This window comes from Algoriphagus sp. NF (assembly GCF_028823735.1).
GTDB lineage: Bacteria > Bacteroidota > Bacteroidia > Cytophagales > Cyclobacteriaceae > Algoriphagus > Algoriphagus marincola.
Window position 1 is genome coordinate 107,483 of sequence record NZ_JAPEIB010000007.1, and the last position, 25,557, is coordinate 133,039.

Annotated in this window: 25 protein-coding genes; 11 read left to right on the forward strand and 14 right to left on the reverse strand. The window is 42.1% G+C overall.

Features of this window, described 5'->3' with window-relative positions; genetic code table 11:
* Positions 1 to 72 precede the first annotated feature (72 nt).
* The 3 genes from OU792_RS05120 to OU792_RS05130 are packed head-to-tail and all read left to right on the forward strand — an operon-like array spanning position 73 to position 2,966.
* Complete coding sequence (locus tag OU792_RS05120) at positions 73 to 1,182, forward strand: alkene reductase (protein WP_274669651.1); 1,110 nt, start codon at positions 73 to 75, stop codon at positions 1,180 to 1,182.
* 48 nt (positions 1,183 to 1,230) lie between these two features.
* Complete coding sequence (locus OU792_RS05125) at positions 1,231 to 1,986, forward strand: NRDE family protein (RefSeq protein WP_134199536.1); 756 nt, start codon at positions 1,231 to 1,233, stop codon at positions 1,984 to 1,986.
* A gap of 5 nt (positions 1,987 to 1,991) precedes the next feature.
* Positions 1,992 to 2,966, forward strand: coding sequence for a YpdA family putative bacillithiol disulfide reductase (locus OU792_RS05130; RefSeq protein WP_134199534.1), 975 nt, complete (start codon positions 1,992 to 1,994; stop codon positions 2,964 to 2,966).
* A 1-nt stretch (position 2,967) separates the two neighbouring features.
* Here OU792_RS05130 and OU792_RS05135 read toward each other — a convergent pair whose 3' ends face one another.
* Complete coding sequence (locus OU792_RS05135) at positions 2,968 to 4,158, reverse strand: hypothetical protein (protein WP_134199532.1); 1,191 nt, start codon at positions 4,156 to 4,158, stop codon at positions 2,968 to 2,970.
* A gap of 106 nt (positions 4,159 to 4,264) precedes the next feature.
* Between OU792_RS05135 and OU792_RS05140 the strand changes: the two genes are divergently transcribed.
* Both OU792_RS05140 and OU792_RS05145 read left to right on the forward strand, forming a co-directional pair.
* Positions 4,265 to 4,999 carry an RluA family pseudouridine synthase gene (locus OU792_RS05140; RefSeq protein WP_134199530.1) on the forward strand — a complete coding sequence of 245 codons (735 nt, stop codon included), beginning with the start codon at positions 4,265 to 4,267 and terminating at the stop codon, positions 4,997 to 4,999.
* 791 nt (positions 5,000 to 5,790) lie between these two features.
* Positions 5,791 to 6,291: a SixA phosphatase family protein gene (locus tag OU792_RS05145; RefSeq protein WP_274669652.1), complete on the forward strand. Its 501-nt coding sequence runs from the start codon at positions 5,791 to 5,793 to the stop codon at positions 6,289 to 6,291.
* Here OU792_RS05145 and OU792_RS05150 read toward each other — a convergent pair.
* Complete coding sequence (locus OU792_RS05150) at positions 6,288 to 7,049, reverse strand: DeoR/GlpR family DNA-binding transcription regulator (protein ID WP_274669653.1); 762 nt, start codon at positions 7,047 to 7,049, stop codon at positions 6,288 to 6,290. The genes OU792_RS05145 and OU792_RS05150 overlap by 4 nt on opposite strands.
* Before the next feature lie 112 nt (positions 7,050 to 7,161).
* Between OU792_RS05150 and OU792_RS05155 the strand changes: the two genes are divergently transcribed.
* The 3 genes from OU792_RS05155 to OU792_RS05165 are packed head-to-tail and all read left to right on the forward strand — an operon-like array spanning position 7,162 to position 11,015.
* Positions 7,162 to 8,727, forward strand: coding sequence for a glycerol-3-phosphate dehydrogenase/oxidase (locus OU792_RS05155; protein WP_274669654.1), 1,566 nt, complete (start codon positions 7,162 to 7,164; stop codon positions 8,725 to 8,727).
* 53 nt (positions 8,728 to 8,780) lie between these two features.
* A complete protein-coding gene (gene glpK / locus OU792_RS05160; protein WP_274669655.1) occupies positions 8,781 to 10,280 on the forward strand; it encodes a glycerol kinase GlpK in 1,500 nt (499 codons plus the stop codon).
* Positions 10,281 to 11,015, forward strand: coding sequence for an MIP/aquaporin family protein (locus tag OU792_RS05165; protein ID WP_134199520.1), 735 nt, complete (start codon positions 10,281 to 10,283; stop codon positions 11,013 to 11,015).
* A 47-nt stretch (positions 11,016 to 11,062) separates the two neighbouring features.
* On the opposite strand, the gene OU792_RS05170 is transcribed toward OU792_RS05165, so the two are convergent.
* The 4 genes from OU792_RS05170 to OU792_RS05185 form a co-directional block, all read right to left on the reverse strand.
* Entirely contained in the window at positions 11,063 to 11,497 is a 435-nt protein-coding gene (locus OU792_RS05170; RefSeq protein WP_274669656.1) for a Dps family protein, read from the reverse strand.
* Between the two features lie 290 nt (positions 11,498 to 11,787).
* The gene (locus OU792_RS05175) at positions 11,788 to 12,702 is read right to left on the reverse strand and encodes a mechanosensitive ion channel family protein (protein WP_274669657.1); all 915 of its coding nucleotides are present in this window, start codon (positions 12,700 to 12,702) and stop codon (positions 11,788 to 11,790) included.
* A gap of 124 nt (positions 12,703 to 12,826) precedes the next feature.
* On the reverse strand, positions 12,827 to 13,255 hold the full coding sequence (locus tag OU792_RS05180) for a hypothetical protein (RefSeq protein WP_134199516.1): 429 nt from the start codon (positions 13,253 to 13,255) through the stop codon (positions 12,827 to 12,829).
* 41 nt (positions 13,256 to 13,296) lie between these two features.
* Entirely contained in the window at positions 13,297 to 13,491 is a 195-nt protein-coding gene (locus tag OU792_RS05185) for a CsbD family protein (protein ID WP_133390371.1), read from the reverse strand.
* A gap of 252 nt (positions 13,492 to 13,743) precedes the next feature.
* Between OU792_RS05185 and OU792_RS05190 the strand changes: the two genes are divergently transcribed.
* A complete protein-coding gene (locus OU792_RS05190; RefSeq protein WP_100629138.1) occupies positions 13,744 to 13,911 on the forward strand; it encodes a DUF1328 family protein in 168 nt (55 codons plus the stop codon).
* Positions 13,912 to 13,987: 76 nt separating this feature from the next.
* On the opposite strand, the gene OU792_RS05195 is transcribed toward OU792_RS05190, so the two are convergent.
* From OU792_RS05195 to OU792_RS05230, 8 genes are all read right to left on the reverse strand, one after another.
* The gene (locus OU792_RS05195) at positions 13,988 to 15,439 is read right to left on the reverse strand and encodes an ATP-binding response regulator (protein ID WP_274669658.1); all 1,452 of its coding nucleotides are present in this window, start codon (positions 15,437 to 15,439) and stop codon (positions 13,988 to 13,990) included.
* The gene (locus OU792_RS05200) at positions 15,439 to 15,891 is read right to left on the reverse strand and encodes a response regulator (RefSeq protein ID WP_134199513.1); all 453 of its coding nucleotides are present in this window, start codon (positions 15,889 to 15,891) and stop codon (positions 15,439 to 15,441) included. The genes OU792_RS05195 and OU792_RS05200 overlap by 1 nt, the downstream gene beginning before the upstream one ends.
* Entirely contained in the window at positions 15,884 to 17,728 is a 1,845-nt protein-coding gene (locus tag OU792_RS05205) for a sensor histidine kinase (RefSeq protein WP_274669659.1), read from the reverse strand. Before OU792_RS05205 ends, OU792_RS05200 begins: the two co-directional genes overlap by 8 nt.
* 24 nt (positions 17,729 to 17,752) lie before the next feature.
* Positions 17,753 to 19,132 (reverse strand): sigma-54-dependent transcriptional regulator, encoded by a 1,380-nt coding sequence (locus OU792_RS05210; protein WP_274669660.1) that lies wholly within the window; start codon positions 19,130 to 19,132, stop codon positions 17,753 to 17,755.
* A 23-nt stretch (positions 19,133 to 19,155) separates the two neighbouring features.
* A complete protein-coding gene (locus OU792_RS05215; RefSeq protein ID WP_274669661.1) occupies positions 19,156 to 19,497 on the reverse strand; it encodes a response regulator in 342 nt (113 codons plus the stop codon).
* Positions 19,498 to 19,696: 199 nt separating this feature from the next.
* The gene (locus OU792_RS05220; protein WP_274669662.1) at positions 19,697 to 20,980 is read right to left on the reverse strand and encodes an amidohydrolase; all 1,284 of its coding nucleotides are present in this window, start codon (positions 20,978 to 20,980) and stop codon (positions 19,697 to 19,699) included.
* Between the two features lie 26 nt (positions 20,981 to 21,006).
* Positions 21,007 to 22,692: a DUF885 family protein gene (locus OU792_RS05225; protein WP_274669663.1), complete on the reverse strand. Its 1,686-nt coding sequence runs from the start codon at positions 22,690 to 22,692 to the stop codon at positions 21,007 to 21,009.
* Positions 22,693 to 22,888: 196 nt separating this feature from the next.
* Positions 22,889 to 24,124, reverse strand: a complete 1,236-nt coding sequence (locus tag OU792_RS05230; protein ID WP_166669353.1) for a VOC family protein — start codon at positions 24,122 to 24,124, stop codon at positions 22,889 to 22,891.
* A gap of 195 nt (positions 24,125 to 24,319) precedes the next feature.
* On the opposite strand from OU792_RS05230, the gene OU792_RS05235 reads away from it, so the two are divergent.
* A complete protein-coding gene (locus tag OU792_RS05235) occupies positions 24,320 to 25,207 on the forward strand; it encodes an ABC transporter ATP-binding protein (protein ID WP_274669664.1) in 888 nt (295 codons plus the stop codon).
* 10 nt (positions 25,208 to 25,217) lie between these two features.
* On the forward strand, positions 25,218 to 25,557 hold a 340-nt coding region (locus tag OU792_RS05240), incomplete at its 3' end, for a hypothetical protein (protein WP_274669665.1).

Here is a 25,557-nt window from a genome sequence, read left to right on the forward strand (position 1 = left end):
TCCCATGAACTATCAAGGACAGCGATTAGTTGTATATACATAGAATTTTGAAAACTAAACCAATTTTATTTTATGGATCGCAAACAAGCGCTTTTACAACCTATTCAGGTTGGAGATTTAACTTTGAAAAATAGGGTTTGGATGGCCCCAATGACCCGGAGTCGGGCAAATAATGAGGCAAAGGCTCCATTTGACATTCATGTAAAATATTACACACAAAGAGCTTCTTCAGGTCTTATTATTACAGAAGGATCTCAAATTTCCGAAAAAGCAGTTGGCTATATCTATACTCCGGGTATTCACACGGAGGCTCAAGTGGAAGGCTGGAAAAAAGTAACTGAGGCTGTTCACAAAGAAGGCGGACATATTTTTATCCAATTGTGGCATGTGGGCAGAATTTCCCATCCGGACTTCCATAATGGAGACTTACCGCATGCACCTTCAGCTATCAACCCCCATGCAAAATCCTTCACTCCAAAAGGTTTTAAAGACACAGTCACTCCCAAGGAAATGACTATCGAAGATATCAAACAGACTATTCTTGACTTTAAAAATGCGGCAAAAAACGCGATGGATGCGGGTTTTGATGGAATAGAGATTCACTCCTCTAATGGTTATCTGCTGCATCAGTTTTTCAGTCGAACCAGCAATGTCAGAATGGACGAATATGGTGGTTCGATCGAAAATAGAGCTAGAATCCTATTTGAAGTGATAGATGCGCTAAAGGAGGTCATGCCAGAAAATCGAATCGGATTACGCTTAAATCCTTCCTTGCACGGGATTTTCGGAATGGAAGCAGATGAGGAGACCATTCCTACTTTTGACTACATCATCGAAAAACTCAATCAGTACAATTTGGCTTATCTGCATCTTTCGGAGCCTTTCAATGACGTAAGTGAGATTCCATATCTGGAACCGCATATCGCAAAAAGATATCGCCCGATGTACAAGGGAACCTTGGTCATCAATGCTGCTTTCGATCAAGAAAAAGGAAATCAAGTCATCGCTGAAGGCCTAGCTGATGCAGTAGCTTTTGGTAAGCCATTTATTTCAAATCCGGATCTTCCTGAGCGTTTTGCACAAGATGCATCTTTGGCAGAATGGGACACCGATACCTTCTATACTCCCGGCGAAAAAGGTTACACTGATTACCCAAGCCTCAAGGAGGCAAAAGTTGATTAATTCACTCCAAAGGCCGGTTTTTCCGGCCTTTGTTTTATCTTTAAGCCTATGTGTTTGGTAGCCTTTTCCTGGAAAAGCCAGTCAGAATTTCCGCTTATCATCTCTGCCAATCGGGATGAGTTTTTTGAGCGGCCTACGGCCAAAATGCATCAATGGGAATCCGGATTTTTCGCAGGAAAAGACCTCAAAAGCGGGGGGACTTGGATGGGTTTTCATCCTAATGGACGCTGGTCTTTTTTGACCAATTATCGGGATTTCAGGAAAATGGGTCATGGGGAAATTTCTCGGGGAAAATTAGTTCAGGATTTCTTGGAGGACTCCATTTCTCCGAAGGATTATTTGAAAGAAATCGAGAAGGAAAAAGATCGCTACGAGGGATTCAATCTACTTGTCTCTGATGGAGATCAACTTTGCTATTTCAGTAATTTTGGAAAGGGAATCCAGGAAATCAAACCCGGAATCCATGGTCTGAGTAACGGTTTATTGAATGACCCTTGGCCGAAAACCAACTTGGCAAAAAAGCAATTGGAAGAAACCTTGGATCAAGAGATTTCCAGACAAAAGCTTCTTGAAATTTTAAAATCAAAGAATACCTATCCCTTAGAAAGTTTGCCTGACACTGGTGCGCCCAAAGACTTGGAAATTGCACTTTCAGCCCAATTGATCCGAGCCAATGGAAATTATGGAACCCGATCAGCAAGTGCTGTGATTTGGAACAAAAAGGGGGAAATAAGTATTCAAGAGAGGACCTTTGATTGGAATGAAAAAAGTTTCAGCGATCAAGTAGCCAAATTTAAATTATAAAATCAATGAGTAATCAGATTTTTGACGTCATCATCGTGGGAGGCGGTCCAATTGGACTAGCCTGTGGAGTAGAAGCTCAAAAACAAGGCTTGAATTACCTGATCCTGGAAAAGGGTGCCTTAACCAATTCCATCTACAACTACCCGATAAATATGCGCTTTTTCTCTACCTCGGATCGCTTGGAGATGGCTGGCATCCCTTTTATGTCGGTAGAAAACAAGCCTACCCGCACCGAAGCCTTAGAATATTATCGACGCATTTATTTTCATTTTAAACTCAAGGTCAATCTCTACGAAGGAGTCAAAACTCTAGAGAAAAAAGGTGAAAACTTTTTGATCACAACTTCAAAAGGCAGCTATCAAACGCAGAAAATCGTGCTTGCCACCGGCTTCTACGATCTACCAAACTTGATGAATGTCCCCGGAGAAGAACTGCCAAAAGTGATGCATTATTACAAGGAGCCTTGGCCTTTTATCGGACAAAAACTTCTGGTAGTCGGTGGAGCAAATTCAGCGGTAGATGCAGCTTTGGAATGCTGGAGGAAAGGTGCTGAGGTCAGCATGGTTTTACTGGGAGAAGAGGTGGATGAGAATGTTAAATACTGGGTACGTCCTGACATCATGAACCGGATCAAGGAAGGTTCTATCAAAGCTTTCACCCAATCAAAAGTCAAGGAAATTAGGGATCAGGAGGTGTTGATTACGACTCCTACTGGTGATGTAACTATAGATAATGACTTCGTCCTAGCGATGACAGGCTACAAGCCCAATTTTGCGCTTTTGGATCAACTGGGTGTAGAGTTGTCTCTTGATGAAAAAAGGCAACCCTGCTACGATCAAGCCAATCAGGAATCCAATGTGCCGGGCGTTTATCTGGCCGGAGTTGTTTGCGGCGGACTGAATACCCGAGAGTTTTTTATCGAAAACTCAATCGTGCACGCCGAATCGATTATGGCGGACATCGTGAAAAAACTGAATTGATTTATTCAATTTTTAGCTTGCCCCAATAAAGAGTAAATTCTTCTGCTTCTTCCCCCGGGGTGGGGATTTTCATCCAATGGATTTTCCCATCAATGATCTGAAAACTTTGATAGTGCATTTCTGGAAAATCAACAGGAAGCACTTTTCCATCCGAATCAAGAAAAACCGTCTTCCGACGAGTTTCCTCGTAGATTTGATTTAGGCCTTCCCTCGTTCGGTCCTTGCTTTTGTAGCGGTTGTAATTATCCAAATCCGTTGGTTTTGTGCTGTAACTCAACAAAAATCCACCCTCAACAGCTTCAAAACCCTGAATTCGAGCTGGAAATGGTTCGTTTTCCTTATCAGTAATTTGTGCCATATGAATGGATCCAGGCTCCCAACCCTCATTTTCCTCAAACCCTGGCAAATCGACCCTAACACTGGAAAGCAATTCAGGTGCTGCATCATTCCAAGAATAAGTATACAGAATAGGTTCATTTTGAAAAATCACAAATAACCTATTAGCGGATTCTTCCACAACAAATAAGGGTCTAAAATCCTCGAAAGGATAAACCATGCCATTCAAAAATTTTGAGCCTTTGGGAAAAGGCAAAATCAATCGATGCTCGCCTGTTTCCAAGTTTGTCAGCACTAGGTTTTTCCGATTCTGAAGAAATTGAGGTCCATACTCTACTAAGTCAGGTTCCAAGATATCCAAAGAATAAAGAACATACTCCTCTCCTTCAATGGATAGCAAACTTGTATTTCTGAAGAGGTTGAAAGCCCCACCTAAACTCCATTGATTAGCGACTGGACTAGCACGACTGATCAATTCCCCGTCCTTTGCAAAAACCCGCAACCCCTCACTAATATCGATGAGTACAATCTCTCCGGTATTTGAAAGTTTCAAATTTTTTGTAGCCAAAGAAAAGGCCCCTGGCACATCCCCTGTTTTGGTCCATTTGTCAACCAATTCTCCCCTCTCTCGATCAAAAACATAGATAGTCGATGCAGAAGCATCCCGGAAAATCAAATGGTTTTGATCCCCATCCTGAAAAATAAAGGTAGATGCAATAATATCTCTGACAACCGATGAGTCTTCGGCTATTAGCGAAATCCTTTTGGTATCATCGCCTTTGTTAACCTCGGCTTTTTCCGAAGGAGAACAGGAAAGGATTAAAAAAAGTATGCCAGCAAATTGGAGTAGTTTCATAATTCTATCTATTAAAATACTAGTATACACTGTTTAAACTAAAAAACAAGACGAAGAAGGCAGAATATCCCGAACTAATCACAAATTGCCTACCTTTGTGCCATCTATGAAAAAGCAGCCCTTCAACGTCGTTTACGAAGACAATCATTTACTTGTGGTCAATAAAGCAGCAGGTGTTCTCGTCCAAGGAGACAAAACCGGTGACAAAACCCTGACCGATTACTGCAAGGATTACATTGCCAAGAAATACAACAAGCCCGGAGCTGTTTTTTTACATCCCGTACATCGTTTAGACAGGCCTGTCAGCGGCTTGGTGGTTTTTGCCCGAACAAGCAAAGGTTTGGAGCGTATGATGGAGCTTTTCCGTAAGCGGGATATTCACAAGGTCTATTGGGCTATTGTCAAAAAAAGACCAAGAGAAGAAATGGGCAAACTCACTCATTGGCTGACCAAGGACGAGCAAAAAAATGTGGTCACTGCTCATGAGAAAGAAGTGCCGGGTTCACAAAAAGCCGAGCTTAATTATAAGACCCTCGGCAAATTGAATGACCACTGGCTGATAGAAGTCCGCCCAGTCTCTGGTAGACCACATCAGATCCGAGTTCAACTGGCTTCAATGGGTTGCCCAATTCGCGGGGACTTGAAGTACGGTTTCCCAAAACCCAATCCTGATGCCAGCATCAACTTACATGCTTTCAAATTGGTATTTGTTCATCCTATCAAAAAGGAAAAACTCTATCTCCGAGCAGCTCTTCCTGAAAGTGAATTTTGGGAACAATACTTAGAATTTGAGGAAATCAAAGCTAAGGATCAGCACATTGACAATACTTTCTCAGGTTAAGAATCTTCCGCCAAGTAAGCAAAGGGAAATACGGTAGAAATACGATGGAAATAAGCCCTCCTTCGTCGGGCGAAATCTTTCGATCTACGAAGTGAGTTTTATTTTTAAAGAGGCTCTATTTCCCGCAGATTTACGCAGAAAAAAAAGCTGATTTCGCAGATATCTCAGGCTTAGTATCCAGAATAAAAAAAGTAGCTACGCCTTGAGAGAAGCTTTGGGTGAAATAATTCGACAAGGTTGGATTTCAAGCATTTGAGTGCCTACAAGAGGGGTATTCTCCCGATTCTCGGGATCGTCGTCGCAGTGACGGTCAGCGACCTAACACTTACTTGACAAGCTAGAGCATATCCTAGCCAAGGTATGAGTTTGAATCTTGTGAGGCGAAGCCGAACTATCTTCCTGATAGTATTACGTAAAACCTATTTCGCCGAAGGCTTATTTCATCGAGCAAAGCGAGTTATATCTCGCGACCAGAGGGAGCTTATTTCATCGAGCGGAGTGAGATGTATTTCCATTATATTTCGCGAAGCGTATCTCAACTGTGGAAAGATGTTGTATCTCACGAAGCGTAGCGAGTGTATTTCCCCGAACAACGTGAGGCATATTTCGTGAAGCGAAGCGAACATATCTCGCCGTAGGCATATTTCCATTACATTTAGCGAAGCATATTTCGGCGAAGCCATATCTCAGTCGAGGAAGTAGGCTATATCTTGCCGAAGGCTTATCTAACCGAACGAAGTGAAGTATTTCTTTGCCGAAGGCTTATCTTGTAAAGCATATCTTTTAAAACCATGAAAAATCTACTCATCCTTTTCATTCTTGTCTTAATTTTCTTTTCCTGCACCTCCCAAAACAAACCCAAAACCATCTACATCGTCCGGCATGCCGAAAAACAACTCGTGGATAATCCAGATCCCGAATTGGCTCAAGTAGGTTATTTAAGAGCAAAAAAACTTGCCCAGATTCTTCAAAACCAAGAAATCAAGCATGTATTCAGCACGGATTATAAAAGAACACGACTGACAGCGCAACCAACAGCCGATCAGGCAGGGATCTCGATTCAGTCTTATGAACCCAGCAATCACGATGAATTGGTGGAGAAATTGAAAAGCTTAGATGGAAATATCCTAGTGGTCGGACACAGCAACACCGTCAGCCGACTTGCCAACTACTTTGTGGGAGAAGGAGAAAAATATGAGGACCTGCAGGATATCGAATATGACTTTATCTATGAAGTCAATCTAAAAGAAAGCGGGAGTTCGGTGATCAGGAGATTGTATAAGGATTATTAAACCAACAATAACTCTATCCCTTTCTCCTCCAATCTCTCACGATAGATTTCGGGAATACCCGAATCGGTAATAATCACATCAATATCTTCGAGATCGCAGATTTTTCCAAAGCCCTTTCTCCCAAATTTTCGACTATCGGCCAGTACAATGGTCTTCTGCACCGATCGAATCATCTCCGCATTCAAGTGCGCCTCCATCATGTTGGAGGTGGTCAAACCATGCTCTAGGCTGATTCCATCCACACTGAGAAATAATTTATTACAGGCAAAACTCTTTAGCATCTCTTCGGCAAAATGCCCCACTGCCGAACTACTACTCTTCCTTACCACACCCCCAAGCTGTACCAATTCGAGCTCTGTCGTATCAATTAGCGCTAAGGCTACATTCATCGCAGCTGTCAAGACCGTAAGTGGATAGTTCCTCGGTATTGCCTGAGCAAAGGCACCGACCGTCGTACCCGAACCGATGATAATCGCCTCATGCGGCTCCAAATAATCCAAAGCCTTTTGAGCAATTCGACTCTTTTCCTCCACTTGCTCAAGCCTCTTCACCTGCACCGAGCGATCAGAAACATAGGGCGAGACCGAAGTGGCACTGCCATGCGAGCGAAAGAGCAAGCCCTTCTCTTCCAGAATCTTCAGATCCTTCCGCACAGTCACCATGGTCACATTCAGCTCCTTAGCCAGATCCGAAACGGTAAGGAGTCCTTTTTTTTCCAATTGATCTAAAATGTAGCGATGCCTTTCTGCCAGTGTCATTCGGGTATATTTTTCACTAAATTAAGAAAACAAAGGAAAAAGAAAGCATGAGACAGAAATTAACTTTCTTTTTGTTTCTTTTTGCTTTCTTTTATTTCTATTTTTGATCCAAATGAAAAGAGAAGAAAACTTAAACCAACTAGCTGACAGCTCAAAAACCTGGGACATCGCTGTAATTGGCGGAGGATCTTCGGGTCTAGGCGTGGCTCTCGACGCAATTTCGAGGGGTCTTTCAGTGATTCTTTTAGAAAAGGCGGATTTTGCCAAAGGCACTTCCAGCCGAAGTACCAAGCTAGTCCATGGAGGTGTTCGATATTTGGCTCAAGGGGATGTAGGACTGGTCCTGGAAGCGCTCAAGGAGCGGGGAAAACTTCTACAAAATGCCCCTCACCTAACCCAAAATCAACCTTTCATCATTCCGATTTACTCTTGGTTTGACCGTGCTCAATATAGCGTAGGTTTGAAAATCTACGATTGGATGGCTGGAAAACTGCGTTTGGGAAAAAGCCGATTTATCTCCAAATCCGAAACTATCAGACGACTACCTGCTGTGAAGCAAGACGGGCTAAAGGGTGGAGTTGTCTATCATGACGGTCAGTTTGATGATGCTCGTCTGGCTCTTGCCATAGCACAGACCGCAGATGATGCGGGTGCATGTCTATTGAATTATGTCTCTGTCCGAGGATTGCTGAAAGATGAAGATGGGAAAATCACCGGGCTAAAAGTACGAGATGAGCTCAATCAGGAGAAATACACTTTAAAAGCAAAAATGGTCGTCAATGCTACGGGTGTTTTCGCAGATAAAATCCTCCAAATGGACAATCCCGATGCCGCCAGAATGATACAGCCCAGTCAAGGGATTCATTTGGTCATGGATTTAGAGTTTTTAGGAGGAAAAGACGCACTCATGATTCCAAAAACGAATGATGGACGAGTGCTTTTTGCAGTACCTTGGCATGGGAAACTGGTCGTAGGCACTACCGACACCCTTCGGGAAAAAGCAAAATTGGAGCCCGAGGCCCTGCAAAAGGAAATTGATTTTGTGTTAGAAACAGCGTCAGGGTATCTGACGAAAGCACCGACAAGAGCAGATGTAAAAGCGGTTTTTGCAGGATTACGACCCTTGGCTCGACCAAAAGAAGAAGGAGCAAAAACCAAGGAAATCTCGCGTTCACATAAAGTCATCGTCTCAGAAAGTAATTTGGTTACTCTGACAGGAGGAAAATGGACTACTTTCCGAAAAATGGGAGAAGACACAGTAAATCATTATCAGGAAATCACCAAAGAGCTTTTGGCTCCAAGTGAGTCTTTTGAGATGAAGCTTCACGGACATACTACCCAAGTCCCCCAAGGACATTGGTCTGTCTATGGCTCCGATGCCGAAGCAATTCAGAAATTAGCCGAAGAAGATGCATCGCTTCGCGAAAAAATCCATCCCGACTTCCCAAATATTCTGGCTGAGGTAGTTTGGGCTGCTCGGGAAGAAATGGCCGTCAAAGTAGAAGATGTGCTCTCCAGAAGAATCCGAATGCTCATTCTCGATGCGCAGGCAGCTCTGGACTCCTCATTGAAAGTAGCTGAAATCATGGCTCAAGAACTTGGAAAAGATTCAAAATGGATCGAGCAGGAATTATCAGATTTTAGAAAAGTGGCTGAAAAGTATTTAATTAAAGCCTGAGAATTGCAAAGTGGAAAAGTGGAGAAAGGCGTAATCATCAATTAACCCAAAAAATGACCCAAACAAAACCATACATCATGTCCTTGGACCAAGGCACGACGAGTTCGAGAGCCATTATTTTTGACAAGCAAGGGCAAATCGTCTCGGTCGCCCAAAAAGAGTTTAAACAACATTTCCCCAAACAGGGATGGGTGGAACATGACCCTGTGGAAATCTGGACTTCGCAGTCTTCGGTAATGATTGAGTCTTTAGTCAATAAAGGAATCTCAGTCGATCAGATAGCGGCTATCGGCATCACCAATCAGCGTGAAACTACCATCGTTTGGGACAGGAAATCCGGCAAGCCCATCTTCAACGCCATTGTCTGGCAGGATAGGCGTACGGCTGCTTTTTGTGATAGTTTAAAGGAAAAAGGTCATTCCGAAATGATCGCCTCCAAAACCGGTTTGATTATCGACGCTTATTTCTCAGCCACCAAAATCCGCTGGATATTAGAAAATGTAGAGGGTGCCAGAAAGAAAGCCGAAGCAGGGGAATTGGCATTTGGAACCGTAGACTCCTGGTTGATCTGGAATCTCACCAAAGGCGAAAAACACCTGACCGACATCACGAATGCCAGTCGGACCATGCTATTCAATATTCACACACAGGAATGGGATCAGGAGCTTCTGGATCTATTTGGTATTCCGCAGTCCATGCTGCCAGAAGTAAAAACTTGCTCTGAAGTGTACTGCGAGACGGCTGGAGATGTATTGCGGAGTAAAATCCCCATCGCAGGTATCGCCGGAGATCAGCAGGCTGCACTTTTTGGTCAACTATGCACAGAACCTGGAATGGCTAAAACCACCTATGGCACTGGTTGCTTTTTGGTCATGAATACAGGTAAAGAGGCTGTCCGATCCAAAAATCAACTTTTGACAACCGTTGCTTGGAAAATCGGAGATGAAATCAATTATGCTTTGGAAGGTTCGGTCTTCATAGGTGGAGCTGCTATTCAGTGGCTTCGGGATGGGATCGAATTATTTGGTCATGCTAAAGAATCCGAGAAGCTTGCGATGAGTTTGCCGGATAATGAAGGCGTTTACTTCGTTCCTGCTTTAGCAGGTTTAGGGGCTCCACATTGGGATCAGGACGCGCGGGGAGCATTTTTTGGAATAACCAGAGGAACAACCATTGCGCATTTTACACGGGCTGCTCTGGAAGCCATTGCCTATCAAGTCTACGATGTGCTAAAAGCCATGGAAAAGGACGCTGGAGAAAAGACCAAAGAACTCCGGGTAGATGGCGGTGCCACAGCCAATAATTTTTTAATGCAGTTTCAGTCCGATTTGCTAGATTGTGAAATCAAACGCCCCCAAATCATCGAAACAACGGCGATTGGGGCAGCTTTCTTGGCTGGATTAGCGGTTGGATTTTGGAAGGATCAATCGGAAATCCAAAGTCTGTGGGAAGCTGACAAAAGTTTCGAGCCGGAAATGGATGCCGAAAAGCGAGATAAGCTTATTCACTTTTGGCACAAAGCAGTCGAACGATCTAAAAACTGGGTAGAATAAATGAATCCATACGTAGCAGAAATAATCGGAACAGGCCTGCTTTTACTGCTAGGCTCAGGGGTAGTTGCCAATGTGGTTCTACCTCAAACTAAAGGAAATAATGCCGGTTGGCTTGTCATCACCACTGCTTGGGCTCTTTCTGTTTTCACAGGAGTAGTCGTTGCGGGTCCCTATAGTGGAGCTCATTTGAATCCAGCTGTGACAGTGGGCCTAGCGTTGGCAGGAAAATTTGACTGGGCTATGGCTCCCGGCTATATCGGAGCGCAGGTTTTGGGAGCAGGCATAGGAGCATTTCTCTCGTGGTTGATCCACATCGATCACTTCAAAGCCACCCAAGATCCCGGTGAGATAGCTGCTCCTTTTGGAACAAGCCCAGCTATTCGGAATCTGCCAAATAATTTTATTTCCGAGGTCATCGGGACATTCGTACTGGTTTTTGTAATCCTTTATATCACTGGAGCAAAAATTGAGGATGCATCCGAGACTCCCATAGGCTTGGGTTCAGTCGGGGCGCTTCCTGTGGCATTTTTGGTTTGGGTAATTGGTATGTCTCTGGGTGGCACCACGGGCTATGCCATCAATCCTGCCAGAGACTTAGGACCTCGAATAATTCATCAAATTTTACCGATTAAAGGAAAAGGATCCTCAGACTGGAGTTATGCTTGGGTACCTATTTTAGGTCCCATCGGTGGAGCAGCTCTTGCCGCAGGACTTTTCTATTTAGTAGGATATTAAAAAAAATGGCCATCAAATCTGATGGCCATTTTCCTTTATAGGATTGTTTATTTCTTGTACATGGTAAACATCCACATTCTTTTTTCTAGATCTGCTACAAAATTGGTTAGCATATCTTCGGTGACAATATCTCCAATTTCACCTGCTAGTTGAGCCACTTTTCTGTGGGAAGTGGACAAGACACCAAGGCCTTTGATTACCTGCTCTACGGTTTCTTCTTCACCACTCACATCTGTGACCTCCTTGTGGATACTTTGTGATAAATATTTGGAATAGGAATGCAAGGGCTTATATCCAATGGTAATAATTCTCTCAGCTAGATCATCAATATTCTGATACAATTGAGTATATAGCTCTTCGAATTTCTCATGCAGAATAAAGAAATCTGCACCTTTTACATTCCAATGAAAACCTCTTACATTTTGGTAGAAGACATGGTAGTCTGATAGGAGATCGTTCATCTGATCATTCAGATCGCGCATCTTTTTTTCATCCAAATTTAGGTGATTTGACAATGTTGCTCTTTCAGTATTCATATTAGTAGTTGACATAATCATTTATATTTTTTACTCCAATTAGCCCAAATTCCTTTCCAAAAAGCCCAAGAAGTGAATGATTTTATGTATCCCATTAGAGTTAGAATATTCTTATGCGGTGCCACATGATACCGAAGGATATTCTATTTTACTTTTTGATGGGTTTTGTGGGATGTGGCACAATTTCCACAGCCTGTGGAAGCGCCTCTTCAAATTCGGAAAGGACTTTAGATCAATCAATTTTGGCCAGCATCCTGCACAGCCTGGTGAATTTCCATTTCTGATAGCGTCTTACCGCCTTTGATCCCAAAATCCAATGTTCGGATAGGGAAAGGAATGGTAATATTATTCTGGTCAAAGGATTTTTTGATCGCTTTGATTGCCTTACTTTTCATCCCGAGATAGCCAGGTTCTCCGGGGTATTCAATCCAAAAGCGGACGTAAAAATTGATGGAACTACCCCCGAATTCCTCGTAGTCAAAAATCAAATCATCCTTACGAATCAATCCTTCAAGCTCTAAAATAGCTTTCCTCACCACACTTTCTACTTCCTCTAAATCCTCAGCGTAAGAAATCCCACAGGCGATAATTATCTGCCTATGCGTAAGCGAGGAATAGTTGACAATATTGCCTTGGAGAAGTTCTTTGTTTGGGATAAAAACCTCTTGCCCCTGAAAAGTCTCCATCACGGTGACACGCAGATTGGTCCGTAAGACCTTTCCCATTACATCGTTAATTTCGATCACATCGCCTATTCTGTAGGGCTTTCGAAAGGCTAAAATGATGCCCGAAACGAAATTGGCTGCAATATCCTGAAAGGCAAAACCTAAAGCCAGCCCTACCACCCCGACACCCGCCAGTAGTGAAGTCACGGCTTTTTCAAGTCCTAAAATCCCCAATATGATAAATACACCTAATCCCAAAATGGACCAGTGCACTACCGTGGATAATAGATTCTTCAAAGCAGTATTATTAGATGTCTTCGAAAAAATCTTGATCGCAATCTTACTTCCATATTTAGCTAGAAGCAGGAAAATGATAAAGGTCAATACTGCCACAATCATATTCGGAATCATAGCAATAAATCCATCGATCCAGCTTTCTACTTTTTCAAAAACAACATTGAGGGGTTTTTCTATTTCCAGTTCCATTGATAATCTATTTTTAACTTTTTAGTATGTTGCCAGAGACGGGTCGCTCATTTGCCTCTTGCTCGAACAAAAAAAAGCAGGGTTGAAAGAATCAATCAACCCTGCTCCATTTAGGTAAGGTGGTTTAGTTTGAGTTTCCGCTCAATAAGCCATCTATATTTGTCTTGAAATTCTTCCACTCAGACTCAATGTCTTTTGTGGTTTTATCTACAGCTGCTTTCACATCTGTCCAAGTGTTTTTCGAGGCATTTTCCAGATCAGCTAATGCTTTTTTAACCTCAGATTTCTCATCCTGCAGTTCAGCTTCCATTTTTTCAATTTCAGCTTTCATATCTGCATCTGCTTTCTCTTTTTCTGCCTTCAGATCAATCATTTTTTTATCGATTTCGGTCTCAAGCTCTCTTAGATCAGCCTGAAGCTGATCTCTTTCATCTTCCCAGTTTGTCTGAACTTCAAGCATCTGGTCTCTTTGTTCTTCATTCTTTGATTCTGAACAAGAAGAGATGAAAAAGGCTAAAGCAATAGCTCCAATAAATGTTAGTTTAGCTCTCATAGTTTTGCGGTTTTGGTGTAAAATAATTTGGTTGTTGGTAATTAGAGGCTGTTGATTTCTTCCTTAATGTCATCGATAGTCTTACCGAGCTTCCTTTGTAACCTACCCAACAACTCTTCCTCTTGACCTTCTTCATAAGCCAAGTCGTCTTCAGTCAAGGAAGCATATTTCTGTTTTAACTTTCCTTTTATTTCTTTCCAAGATCCTTCTATTCTAAATTGTGTGTCAGTCTTCATAATTTTTATTTTTTGATTCAAATTGATTTGCCTCTATTAGTCCAATGACTGTACCAAGGCCAAAATCAGCCTGCAAGTGGGCAATTCAAGGATTCAAGCGATGGGGAATTGGGGAATCTGTTCCATTTTTGTAGGATATTTTCCACACAATTTTTATCAAAGTGCCGTTTCTAGGCTCATTTCGATTGTTTTGACGGATGGCACCTTTTTTCCAGTAGTTAAGGAAACTTCATTCACTTAAAACAATAACGTATGTTACGTTGGGCACTAGGATTCTTTATTGTGGCGATTATCGCTGCAATTTTTGGGTTTGGCGGAATCGCTGCAGGAGCTGCTTCCATCGCCAAAATCTTGTTTTTCATTTTCATTGTGATGTTTGTACTCACATTGATATTCGGAAATCGGGTCTTTGGCAAATAGCAGCCTGAAAAAATAGATTGTGATTAAATCCCTTCTAAGGGTTTTTTAAATTAAAGGTTACCTGAGGTAGCCTTTTTTACATTTCGGGCAAAGGAAACTCAATCTCGAAGACCGTGCCCTCTCCTACAGTGCTTTTTACCTCAATCAAGGCATTATGACTTGAAAGAATATTGAGTGTGGAAGTAAGTCCCAAGCCGGTACCGTTTGATTTTTGAGTAAAAAAAGGATCAAATATTTTTTTCAAATCCTCTTTAGCTATCCCTCCTCCATTATCTGCAATTCGGAGAAAAATTGAATTTTGTCGAGAACTGACCGAAACCTGAAGCAATCCATCGGAATGCTCGATTGCTTCGATGCCATTGATAAAAATATTCACCAAAGCAATAGAAAGCTTTTCGGGATCTACGTAAAGCCTTGGAAGATCTTTAGCTAGACTTTGCTCAATGCGGATATTTTTAAGTTTGGCTCTATCCTGTACCAAAGTCATTACTTCCTCCACAATCACATCAAGCGAGACAAGCTCTAGCTGCAGTTCTTTGGGCTTGGAAGAATTGAGTAGGTCCCCAATCAATGATTCGATTCGGTTGGAGCTTCTTTGGATAATTTGGGTGTAGGTGGAAAGGGTCTCATCAGATTGATTCACCTCATCTTGCAAGCTGTCTAAAGCTAGATTCAGATTTGTCAGGGGGTTTCTGATCTCGTGAGCAATAGTTCGGGCAAGTTTTCCGGTCATCGATAGTTTCTCTGCCATCATCATGTCAGCCTCGGCCTTTTTAGACATTGTCAAATCCCGAATAATCCCCTGATAACAGCAGTTTTCATCCTCCTGATCAGGAATGAAAATACAGTTGAAAAGACATATCTTCTCTTCTCCAGGCTTGGTCACGAGCCTCACCTCAAAATCCTTGATCACCCCATGCTCTTTGAGTTGACTGATGCAAAAATCGTAATCATCAGAGTCTGCAAAGAGTTTTTGGAGCTCAAATCGATTTAATTCTCCCTCCTGAAAGCCGAATAAATTTAAAAATGACTCATTCTGCTCCAGAAACTCCAAACGGATATTGGCAAGGAAAATACTATCGAAGGATCGCTCAAAAAGTGAACGATAGCGCTTTTCTTTTTCATCCAATTCTCGAATAGTTTCTCCCTGACGGATAGAATAGCGAATCGAACGCTCCAAAATATCTGACGTCATGTCTCCTTTTATCAAATAATCAAATGCGCCTGCGGTACTCGCATCTATGTCGATTTGGGAGTCATTTCTGCCTGTCAGAAGGATAGCTGGTGTAAATACACCCTGCTTTTGGATAAAATCGATCAGATTCAGACCAGTTTCTTTTCCGAGATAGAAATCAATCAAAAATAAATCAAAAGAACCGTTCATGATTTTTTCCTTCCCATTGTTGTAGTCAGGCTCCCAATCAAGCTTAATTTCAAAATTGTGGATATCAGACAGATAGTCTTTAATCAAAAAGGCATCATCCTCATCATCTTCAATCAGCAATATGGATACTTGCTGTAAGGACATTAGACATTGTTTTTTGGAAGAGAGACAGTACCTAGCCAATAATTACTAATTTCTCGGGTGACATCGACCAAATCATGAAAATTTACCGGCTTAGAAATAAAAGAGTTCACCCCCAAATCATAACACTCAATTACATCAGAGTCTGCCCTGGAGGTAGTGAGCACTACTATGGGTATTTTTTTCAACACGGGATCGGCCTTTACCAGTTTTAAGGCCTCTCTCCCATCCATTTTGGGCATATTCAAATCCAGAAGGATTAAGCCGGGAGTGGCACAATCCTTACCTTCGAATTTTCCTTTTTTGGTTAAAAACTCGATTAGCTCCTCTCCATTTTCAACAAAACAAACGGCATTGGAAATGTTGTTTTCTCGAAGAGCTTCCTGTAGGAGAACCTGATCATCGGGATCATCATCTGCCATCAGAATGCTGACTTTGCTATTAATTTTATTCATGGTGCTCCGGGTTTCCCGCTTGTTTATTCAATGGAAATATAACTATAAAATCCGACCCAACTCCTTCTTCGCTTTCTACACGAATGGCTCCTCCGTGATGCAGGATGATTTTTTTACAAATTGCCAAGCCTATTCCTGTGCCTTCAAATTCATTTTTTCCATGCAGTCGCTGAAATACATTGAAAATTTGATCCTTATAGCGTTCATTGAATCCTATCCCATTATCTGACACGGTGATTTGGACATAGTTGCCGTAGCGAGGGCTAATTTTAAAATCTTTAGAAGCCTCCACTGCACTGATTATCTTACCACTTATTCTTATCAGAGGTGGAAGGTCTTTTCTTCTAAACTTGAGGCCATTGCTTACTAAGTTTTGGAACAAACGTTGGACTTGACTTTTGACACCCAAGACATCCGGAAGTCCTTCGATATCTATTTTGGCCTTTGTCCTCGCAATCTGATCAAAAAGGTCTTCTTGGATTTCCTCAAAAACCTCTTTCATATTTACCATTCCAGGCAGCTCACTACTGCGGGTAATCCTGGAAAAGGCAAGCAAATCCTCGATCAGATTTTGCATTCGCTTCGCCGCAACCTGCATCCGATCAATGTAATTTTGCCCCGTTTCATCCAATTGATCCCGATACTTGGTGAGTAGTCTATCACCGAACGAACGTATCTTACGAAGAGGCTCCTGCAAATCGTGTGAGGCTACGTAGGCAAACTGCTCCAAATCTTCGTTGGATCTTTTGAGCTCCTGTGTGTAATTGGCCAATTTGATTCCGGTAGCTTTATCTTCCGTGATATCTGAAAAGGTAACGATAAATCCGTCTTCAAATTTGGTTGCAAGGATTTTAAACCAGATATATTTTTCATCCAGCAGGTATTCTATTTCTGTTTTGAAGTCCTTTCCTGACTCGACTACCTTGCAGTACTCCTCATACAAATAGCCCTTATTCCCAGGAAAAAGATCCAATAATCGCTGACCGAGTATCTCCGATTCACTTCGATTGGTAATAAGGAATGCGGCTCTATTTGCTAAAACAAGTTGAAAATCTTCGATTTCTCCAGCTGCATTTCGAATAGAGCGATAGGCCATGATCCCATCACGGGAGCTATCCAGTACATTTCGGAGCAAATCACTGACCTGTTTGGTTTTCTCAGTTGCTTTTTCCAAATCCTCAAGGGCCTCGGTAAGATTTTTAGACTTTTTATCCCGCTGCTCCAATAGCAATACTGCCCGTGTGAATAGGAGCAAAACTCCTCCAAAGGCGATCAAGGCAACCACCAGTAAGTTGATCGGAGTTACTTTTTTAAATGCCCCTTCTTCCTGCTCTTCTTCTAGAGCCTCATTTCGACTCAGGATGTTTATGTCCTCTGCGATACTTCTGACTAAATCCATATTAGCCTTGCCTTGACTAAGCAAGGTAAGCGCCTCTGAATTAAGTCGAGAGCCTTTTTGAACCTCTTGGAGAATTTGTTCAATGATAGCGAGTTGGGAATCAATTGCCTTTCGAAATTCAGCGACTTTGATCAATAAATCTGCATGATCGACCGATAGGCTATCCAATTGATCAAGCTTGAGAGGAAGTTCTTTTTTGGCTACATAATAAGGCTCCAAATATTGATCATCATGGCTAAGCTGATAGCCACGGTGCCCAGTCTCTGCATCTTTGATCAATGATAATATTTGAGTAGTCAATTGCAAGGTATGATTGGCCTCTCTTACCTTCTCTACTGAACTGATGTAGTTGTTGAGGTTCCAATAGGTCCAAATGCATAAAATGATCAAAAGACCAATAATCAAAGAAAAAAGAATCCTGAGACTGTTTAGATTCATTAGAAAAGGGGATGAAGAAACAAATCAATAGTCTTTGATATTGTATTGCTTCAATTTATTGTAGAGTGTTTTTCGATCTATTTCCAAGAGCTCGGCGGCTTTGGATTTATTGTATTTGCTCGCTTCCAAGGCATTAATAATGGCTTCTTTTTCTGCTTCTTCGGATGCAGCTTTTAAAGAAAGCCCCTCGTCATTAGAATTTGCTTTGTTCAGCAATTTGGGTTTTGTGATCTCTTCCGGGAGAGACTTCGCTTCAACTTGATCTCCCTGAGTCAACAATACAGAGCGTTTGACCACATTATTCAATTCTCTTAGGTTTCCATGCCACTGATAGTCCAAAAAGTGTCTGACTACCTCTTCAGAAAAGCCTTTGACTGATTTTTTCAGTGACTGATTTGCTAGGTTTAGAAAGTGATCAGCAAAAGTCATGATATCATTTTTCCTGTCTCTCAAAGGGAGAAGAGCAATTTTAAATTCATTTATTCTGTGATATAAATCTTCTCTAAAATCTCCATTCTGAATAGCTTCCGTCAGGTTTTCATTGGTTGCCGCGATGATTCTTACATCAATTGGAATATCCTTTTGCCCTCCAATTCTTTTGATTTTTCGTTCTTGAATGACTCGAAGCAGTTTGACTTGATTTTCATAGCTGAGATTTCCTATTTCATCCAAAAATATGGTACCCCCTTTAGCCATCTCAAAGCTCCCCGGCTTATCAGCAATGGCTCCTGTAAAAGACCCTTTCATGTGACCAAACAATTCAGAGCCTGCCAACTCCTTGGGTAATGCACCGCAGTCGATTGCTATGAAGGGTTTATCCGCACGTTCACTTTTTTGATGAATGGAGTTTGCGATAAATTCTTTTCCTGTACCAGTTTCACCGATTATCAATACGGACATATCCGTGGGACCAATTAGATTCACATGCTCCTGTACAGTTTGGGAGGCTTTGCTCGTGCCTTGGATAAATGCTGAGTTTTTGGAACCTTCAGATGTCTTCTCAGGGACTGATTTGCCTGATCTGACCTGAAGTTTGTCTTGGTTTTTGGAAATGGTTTCCTTGACAGTGACCAGCAGTTCATCCGGATACAAGGGCTTGGTCACGTAGTCGTTGGCTCCATATCGGAATGTCTCAACTGCTGTTTGAACATCGCTGTAACCGGTGATAATAATAACCGCAGATTCAGGACTCAGTACCTTTATCCGCTGAAGCGCCTCCACACCAGTCATATCGGGAAGTCTGTAATCACAAAGCACTAAGTCAAATTTTTCCTTTCGAAGGATGCCTAGGCCTGACTCAGCATCATAAGCTACAGAAACCCCATAGTTTGATTTCTTCAAAAAATTAGAAAGGACTTTACACAAATCCTGATCATCGTCGATTACTAGGATATTTTGATTCATCGGATTATAAACAATAGTTTAATTTAAAAAGAGTCAATGATCTCTGCTATATTTTTCTTGCTAAACGGTTTGGGTAAAAAATAATCTGCCCCTTCCTTCAATACCTGACTTCGCTCAGCATCATAGGCACTGATCACAATTACTCTAGGCGTGGATTTGAATTGTTTTAAGTAATCCAACATCTCAAAACCACTTCCATCTTTCAAGTTTAAGTCCAAGAAAATCAGATCAAATTTCCCTGGTCTATATTTTTCTTTCGCCTCTGAAATACTATTGACGTATTCACTGTCTAGGCCCAAAGATTTGAGTTGTAAAGAAAGTAATTTACACAAGTCAACTTCATCATCTACAATCAGCACATTCATCCTCGATATCTTTCTTAAAATTCAGGTATTGGAAAGCCAATTCTATGCCTTTGCAAGACAAATCCCCTAAGACTGAATATCTATGATCTTTGTAGCAAATTATACCCAACTTTTTGTGGAAATATTTCCCCAGTCATTCTAAAACAGCCCCAAATTTTCTCTCTAAATCGAATTGATTGGAAGGAGCGTTTCAGACCAATTAATTCTTTTCCATATAATCCACGGCAAAGTAGCTTAAGGCCCTAACCCCCAGCTTGAATCCACTTTCCTCGATGAAGAAATCCGGTGTATGATGTGAAGGGGTCGTCAATGGATCTCCTCCTTTTTTCATTCCGCCCAAGAAAATAAAGAAACCAGGCTTTTCCCTTTGAAAGAAACTGAAATCTTCAGCTCCGGTTACAGGTGGCATGGCGATGACGTTTCCCGTTCCAGCCACCGCATCCATGGTAGGTAGCATTTGGGCGGTTAGCTCAGGTGGATTTACGGTTGATGGATAGAGTTTCCCGATGTTGACATCTGCTTTTGCTCCTGCGCTTTCCGCAATATTGGTGATGATCTCGGTGATGCGCTTATGAACCAAAGTCTGTTGCTCATCGCCAAAAGTTCGGATGGTTCCGATCATTTCCACTTTTTCGGGAATGATATTATGCCGAATACCGCCGTGAATCGCCCCTACTGTAACAACAGCCGGATTTTCAGTAATATTGACATTTCGGGAAAGGATGGTCTGCAAACCCATGATGGCCTGTGCTGAGGTAACAATCGGATCAACACTGGACCAAGGAGCTGCACCATGCGCCTGAGTACCTGTAATAGTCACTTCCAGATTATCTACAGCGGCCAAAAAAGGCCCGGATCGATAGCCGATTTTACCTGCTTCGATCTGTGCCCAGATATGCAATCCAAATATGGCATCCACGTCTTCCATCACTCCTTCTTTGACCATCAATTCCGCTCCGGCTATATCTGCATCATAAACTCCCTCCTCAGCCGGTTGGAAAATAAACTTCACCGAGCCCTTCAACTGATCTTTCATGCTGGCCATGATCTCTGCTACGCCCATTAGAATGGCAACGTGCGAGTCGTGGCCACAAGCATGCATAACACCGGTTTCCTGTCCATTATAGACTGCCGTATTTACAGATTTAAAGGGTAGATCATTTCGCTCAGTCACCGGAAGTGCATCCATATCTGCTCGTAGCGCAACCATAGGGCCAGGCTTTACACCTCTCAAGACACCAACCACTCCTGTCACCGCGACTTCTTCAGTCACTTCCATTCCCAAAGACCGAAGATGCTCGGCTACAATTTTAGCGGTTCGGAATTCTTGATTCCCAAGCTCTGGATATTTATGAAAATCGCGCCGCCATTCAATGACCTTCGATTCGATTTCTGTTGCTTTTTGATCGATTTGGCTTCGCAGCGGAGATTGCCCGTATGCTATACTTCCCACAAAGCATAGGAGAATTAGTATCTTTTTCATCTTTCTAATTTTCTTCAATATCAGGATTAATCCAAGAATCGCCAGCTTGCGCGGTGATTTTTATCCAAACTTTGACCAGTAACTTTTGCCCTCAAGATCTCCACCGGCATGGTGTTTTGCTGCATAATCAGATCATGAAAGGCCTTCTCCTCCATTTTACCAGAATCAACCATTTCCTCCCGCAGGGAATAAAACTCCAAAGCTCCAATCATATAAGCTATCTGATAAAGCGGACCATATCGTCCCTCAAAAGACCTTCGTACTTCTGCCTCTGCATTGGCATATTCATGCCCAACCCGATCTACCAATAAATCGATACATTCCTGAGGCGTCATTTTCCCTAAGTGATAATTAAGAGAAAAAATAATCCGGGCACAGCGGTGCATTCGCCAAAACAACATACCCACTTTATCCTTAGCATCTCTCGGAAAGTCCCTATCCCAAAGCACAAACTCCCAATATAAAGCCCAACCTTCGATCCAAAATGGTGTACGGAACAAGCGTCTGTGAGTCATGTAGCGCTGATTCATAAATTGCTGCAAGTGATGACCAGGAATCAATTCATGCTGTACAGTGGCTCGAGAAAAATGAGGGTTATTCCCTCGCATGGACATCATCTTCTCTTCATGGCTCATTTCTGAAGTAGGATAGGCGATCTGAATCACCTCTCCACCCAAAAAGAAAGGACTTACACGCTGTCGCTCTGCCGAAATCATGCTTGTTCGCCAAGTTTCCTTCGCCAGTTCGGGCACCGTGACCCAGTCATTTTCTTCCATGATGGAAGTAGCTTCCTCTGCCAATCTCACAACTTCCTCCGGCCATGCTCCTGCAGGCAAATAAGTTTCTTTGACCATCTCCAAGGCTGACTTCCAATCATCCCCAAAACCCAATTCATTGGAGGCTTTGAGCATTTCCTTCTCACACCATTCAAACTGACGTTCTGCCTCTGCAATCAATTCCTCCGGGCTATAGGCGATCATTTCATAGGCTAATTGATTGAGCAAGGCCTCTCTTCCGATAGGTTTGCCGATGATGCCACTTCCGTCATCTTTGACAGAGTTGGTATAATGCTCTCGCAAAGCAGATGCATAAGTTTTCAGGCTCTTGTCTAATTTTCCCCAAGGCTCAGGCATCCACCAGGTGAATTCGGGATCAAAGTCAAAATAAAAATCATAAGCCTCTTTTACTGTCCTTTGAAGGCTTTCTACAGCAGAAGCCGCCAAATCGGCTTTTTGCCAGGAATTGTATTTGGGGATACTAGCCAGAAGTTTCAATTGGGCACTTACCTCATTGGCAACCTGATTCCATTCCGCCGCCAAATCTTGCGATAGAGGTTGCTTAGCTCTACGTCGATCAGCTACAAATTGGTAAAGAGGAGTTCCAAAAGTCACCACAGATTTAACTTCATCAAAGGCTCTTCGGTTAAGGTTCAGCTCAGCCAACTCTTTCTCCAAGTAATTTCGAAAAAGTACGTAATCGATCTTTCCATCTTCGGAAAAGGAATCATAATTGAAGCTTTCAAGAGTTTGCAAATACTCTTTGTTGAATGCTTCCATTCGATTGAAGTATTCCTCAGAAAGTGGATTGGTATACAAGCGACTTAAGGCCCCACGATCCGCTTGATAGGTTTGGATCATTTGGGCAAGCTCGGTAGCCTGTGCAATCAAGCTAGCAAATTGGAAGAGAATGAGGATAAGTAGATTTTTCAACATAAGGGCTCTTTTTAGAAAAGGGAATTTACCAAGTATTCTAGACTATGGTCTACCTCTTGTCACTTTGATTACAATCAAATTGACTAGAATCAGATCGTTTCTTTAAAGCCTTACCTTTAAAATCTAACCTGAAGAAAGGCTAAATCACCTTCCCTTGCAAAAGTTTACTTACACCTCTTACTTTCTTTGCGGGAAATCAAAACGGAAATAAATACCCACCCAAATCGCGAAATGTCTGCTCCGCTCTAGCTGAGTCACTTAAGGCGTTTTTCAAGTATTCTTCCCATCCCTGAGGATCCTGCAAGTTGAACTTTACCTCCACCAATTTTTCCTCAGAAAAGGAATTCATCCCTCGCTTTTCATCCACCAATCCTAAATAGCTATTTTCCGAAACCCGATAAATCTTTGCCCAGCCTTGATCTGCAGATAATTTGAAACCCAGCTTTTCCATCATAAAATTCTCCATAGGAAGCATGTCCTCATAATACAACCAAGTGACGCTTGCATAAAAATTCAATTCTTCCCCTAGGCTAGTAGCTTTCGGTTCCAAGCGCTGTAATTCCGGCATCAATACTTCATTCTCGGGATGGTGCCTAAACATCTCAAATTCCAACAAATAGCCTTCCGGGTCAATCGCGACAAATCCATCATGTGCACCTTGCGGATTTTGTTTGAGTGTATATTTGATGGGTATTTTTTCTTCCTGAACACGTGCATACCAAGCTTCCAGATTATCTGTCAAAAGCGCCAAAGCCACAGATTTATTTTCCTCACCTGTAAAGCCAGAACCAGCCACGCTTTTCAACACAAGCCTCGAATCTCCTGCTATCTGAAAAGTGGCTGAATTTTCATTTTCAGCAAGCAAATTCAATCCCAACTTATTTTGATAAAATGACTTTGCTCGGTCTAAATCACGATAGTAAAGGCTTAATTCCTGTCCCAAAATGCCGAAATCCTCCAAATCCCGAAAAGAGGAATTAGCTTCCAAGAGTTCATTGATTTTCCAGACAGGGTATCCAAGCAATCTTCCAAAACGTCTGCTCAAATCTTCTTTATCCTCCACAGTACTTGATTCCAAATCACTTTTCAGATTTTGGTAGGATTGCAAGAAAATTGGGTCTTGATAGATGATCAACACCTCTTTCCCTTCGCTTGCTGCTACCGGGAAAAGGTCCGTTTGAATCAGTGAAGACTCCCGGTAAAACTGCACCTCATACTTCGTAGCGAGACGCTCCATTTCCGGGATAAAAAGGTCCATTTCCGCCGAATTCATAGGCGGACTTAATGCTATTGGCTTTACGCCTGCAGCGACCATTTCAGCAAAAGATTCGACTTGACCGGACTCTTTTTCAAAGGACCTGCTTTGACAGGAAAATAGGATTAGACCTTGAATCAGAAAGTAGAAAAGTGACCTGAATTTATAATGAATCATGATATTTTTCTTTTCAGACCTTCTAGTTAAAAAATAATTTGAAAAGGAATGCATCCATCCTGATGAAATCCGCATCTAACCCCTAAAGCCTGCAAAATTGTATTTTATTAAGCAGTTTAATATCAATTGATTATATTGATTTTGATACAGTTCATGAAATTGAATTGGATTTTTGAAACATTATAAAAATTATCTATGGAACTCCTTATTAAAAACCTATCTAAGACTTACCCAAATGGGGTGAAAGCTTTGAATGACATTTCATTGACCATCCCCCAGGGAATGTTTGGGCTTCTCGGACCCAACGGGGCCGGAAAATCCACCTTGATGCGGACAATAGCCACCCTTCAAGATCCTGATGAGGGAAGCATCATGCTGAATGGAATAGATGTGCTAAAAGATCCTCAGTCGGTTCGCGAACAGCTTGGATATTTGCCACAGGACTTTGGACTCTATCCGAGAATAAATGCCCAGGTGATGCTGGATCATATCGCTCAAATGAAGGGAGTAGGGAATAATTCTGAGAGAAAGGATTTAGTCGAAAGCCTTCTCAACAAAGTGAATTTATACCAACATAGAAAGAAAGCTCTCGGAACCTATTCGGGTGGTATGCGGCAGCGATTTGGGATTGCGCAGGCTTTGGTAGGAAACCCAAAACTAATTATCGTGGATGAACCTACCGCAGGTTTGGATCCTTCCGAAAGAAATAGATTCTATAACCTGCTTTCTGAAATCGGTGAAAATACCATCGTCATTCTTTCCACGCACATTGTGGAAGACGTGAACACGCTTTGCTCCAATATGGCCATCATTTGTCAGGGTGAAGTATTGATGACAGGCAAGCCTTCAGAAGGTATCGAAGCCATAGAAGGGAGGATCTTCCAAAAATCAATTGAAAAGTCAGAACTAGTTGATTACCAAAACAAATACTCGGTAATTTCCACCAAACTACTCGGAGGAAAGCTTAGCTTAAGAATCGAAAATGATGATAACCCCGGAGATGGGTTTGAAGCAGTGCCTGCGGACTTGGAAGATGTTTACTTCAGCTATATATCCAAGAAAGTAGATCCTATTACCATTTAAATCTGAGGCTATGTTTAAGGATATTTTCATTTTCGAGCTGAAATATAGATTTAGCCGCCCAGCGACCTATATCTATTTTCTAATACTTCTGATCGTACCTATGCTTTTGGTAGGATTTGGCAATACTCCTGCTTCGGAGAAGGTGTATCACAATGCACCGATTGTCATTGCGAATTTACTTCTCCTGGTTTCCATGTTCGGAATTTTGATCGCCTCAGCGGTAATGGGGGTACCCCTTTATCGGGATCTGGAACACAAGACCGGAACCTTCCTTTTCTCCTACCCTATCTCTGAAACGGGCTATTTTATGGGGAGATTCTGGGGTTCTTTTGTAACACTTTTGTTTATTT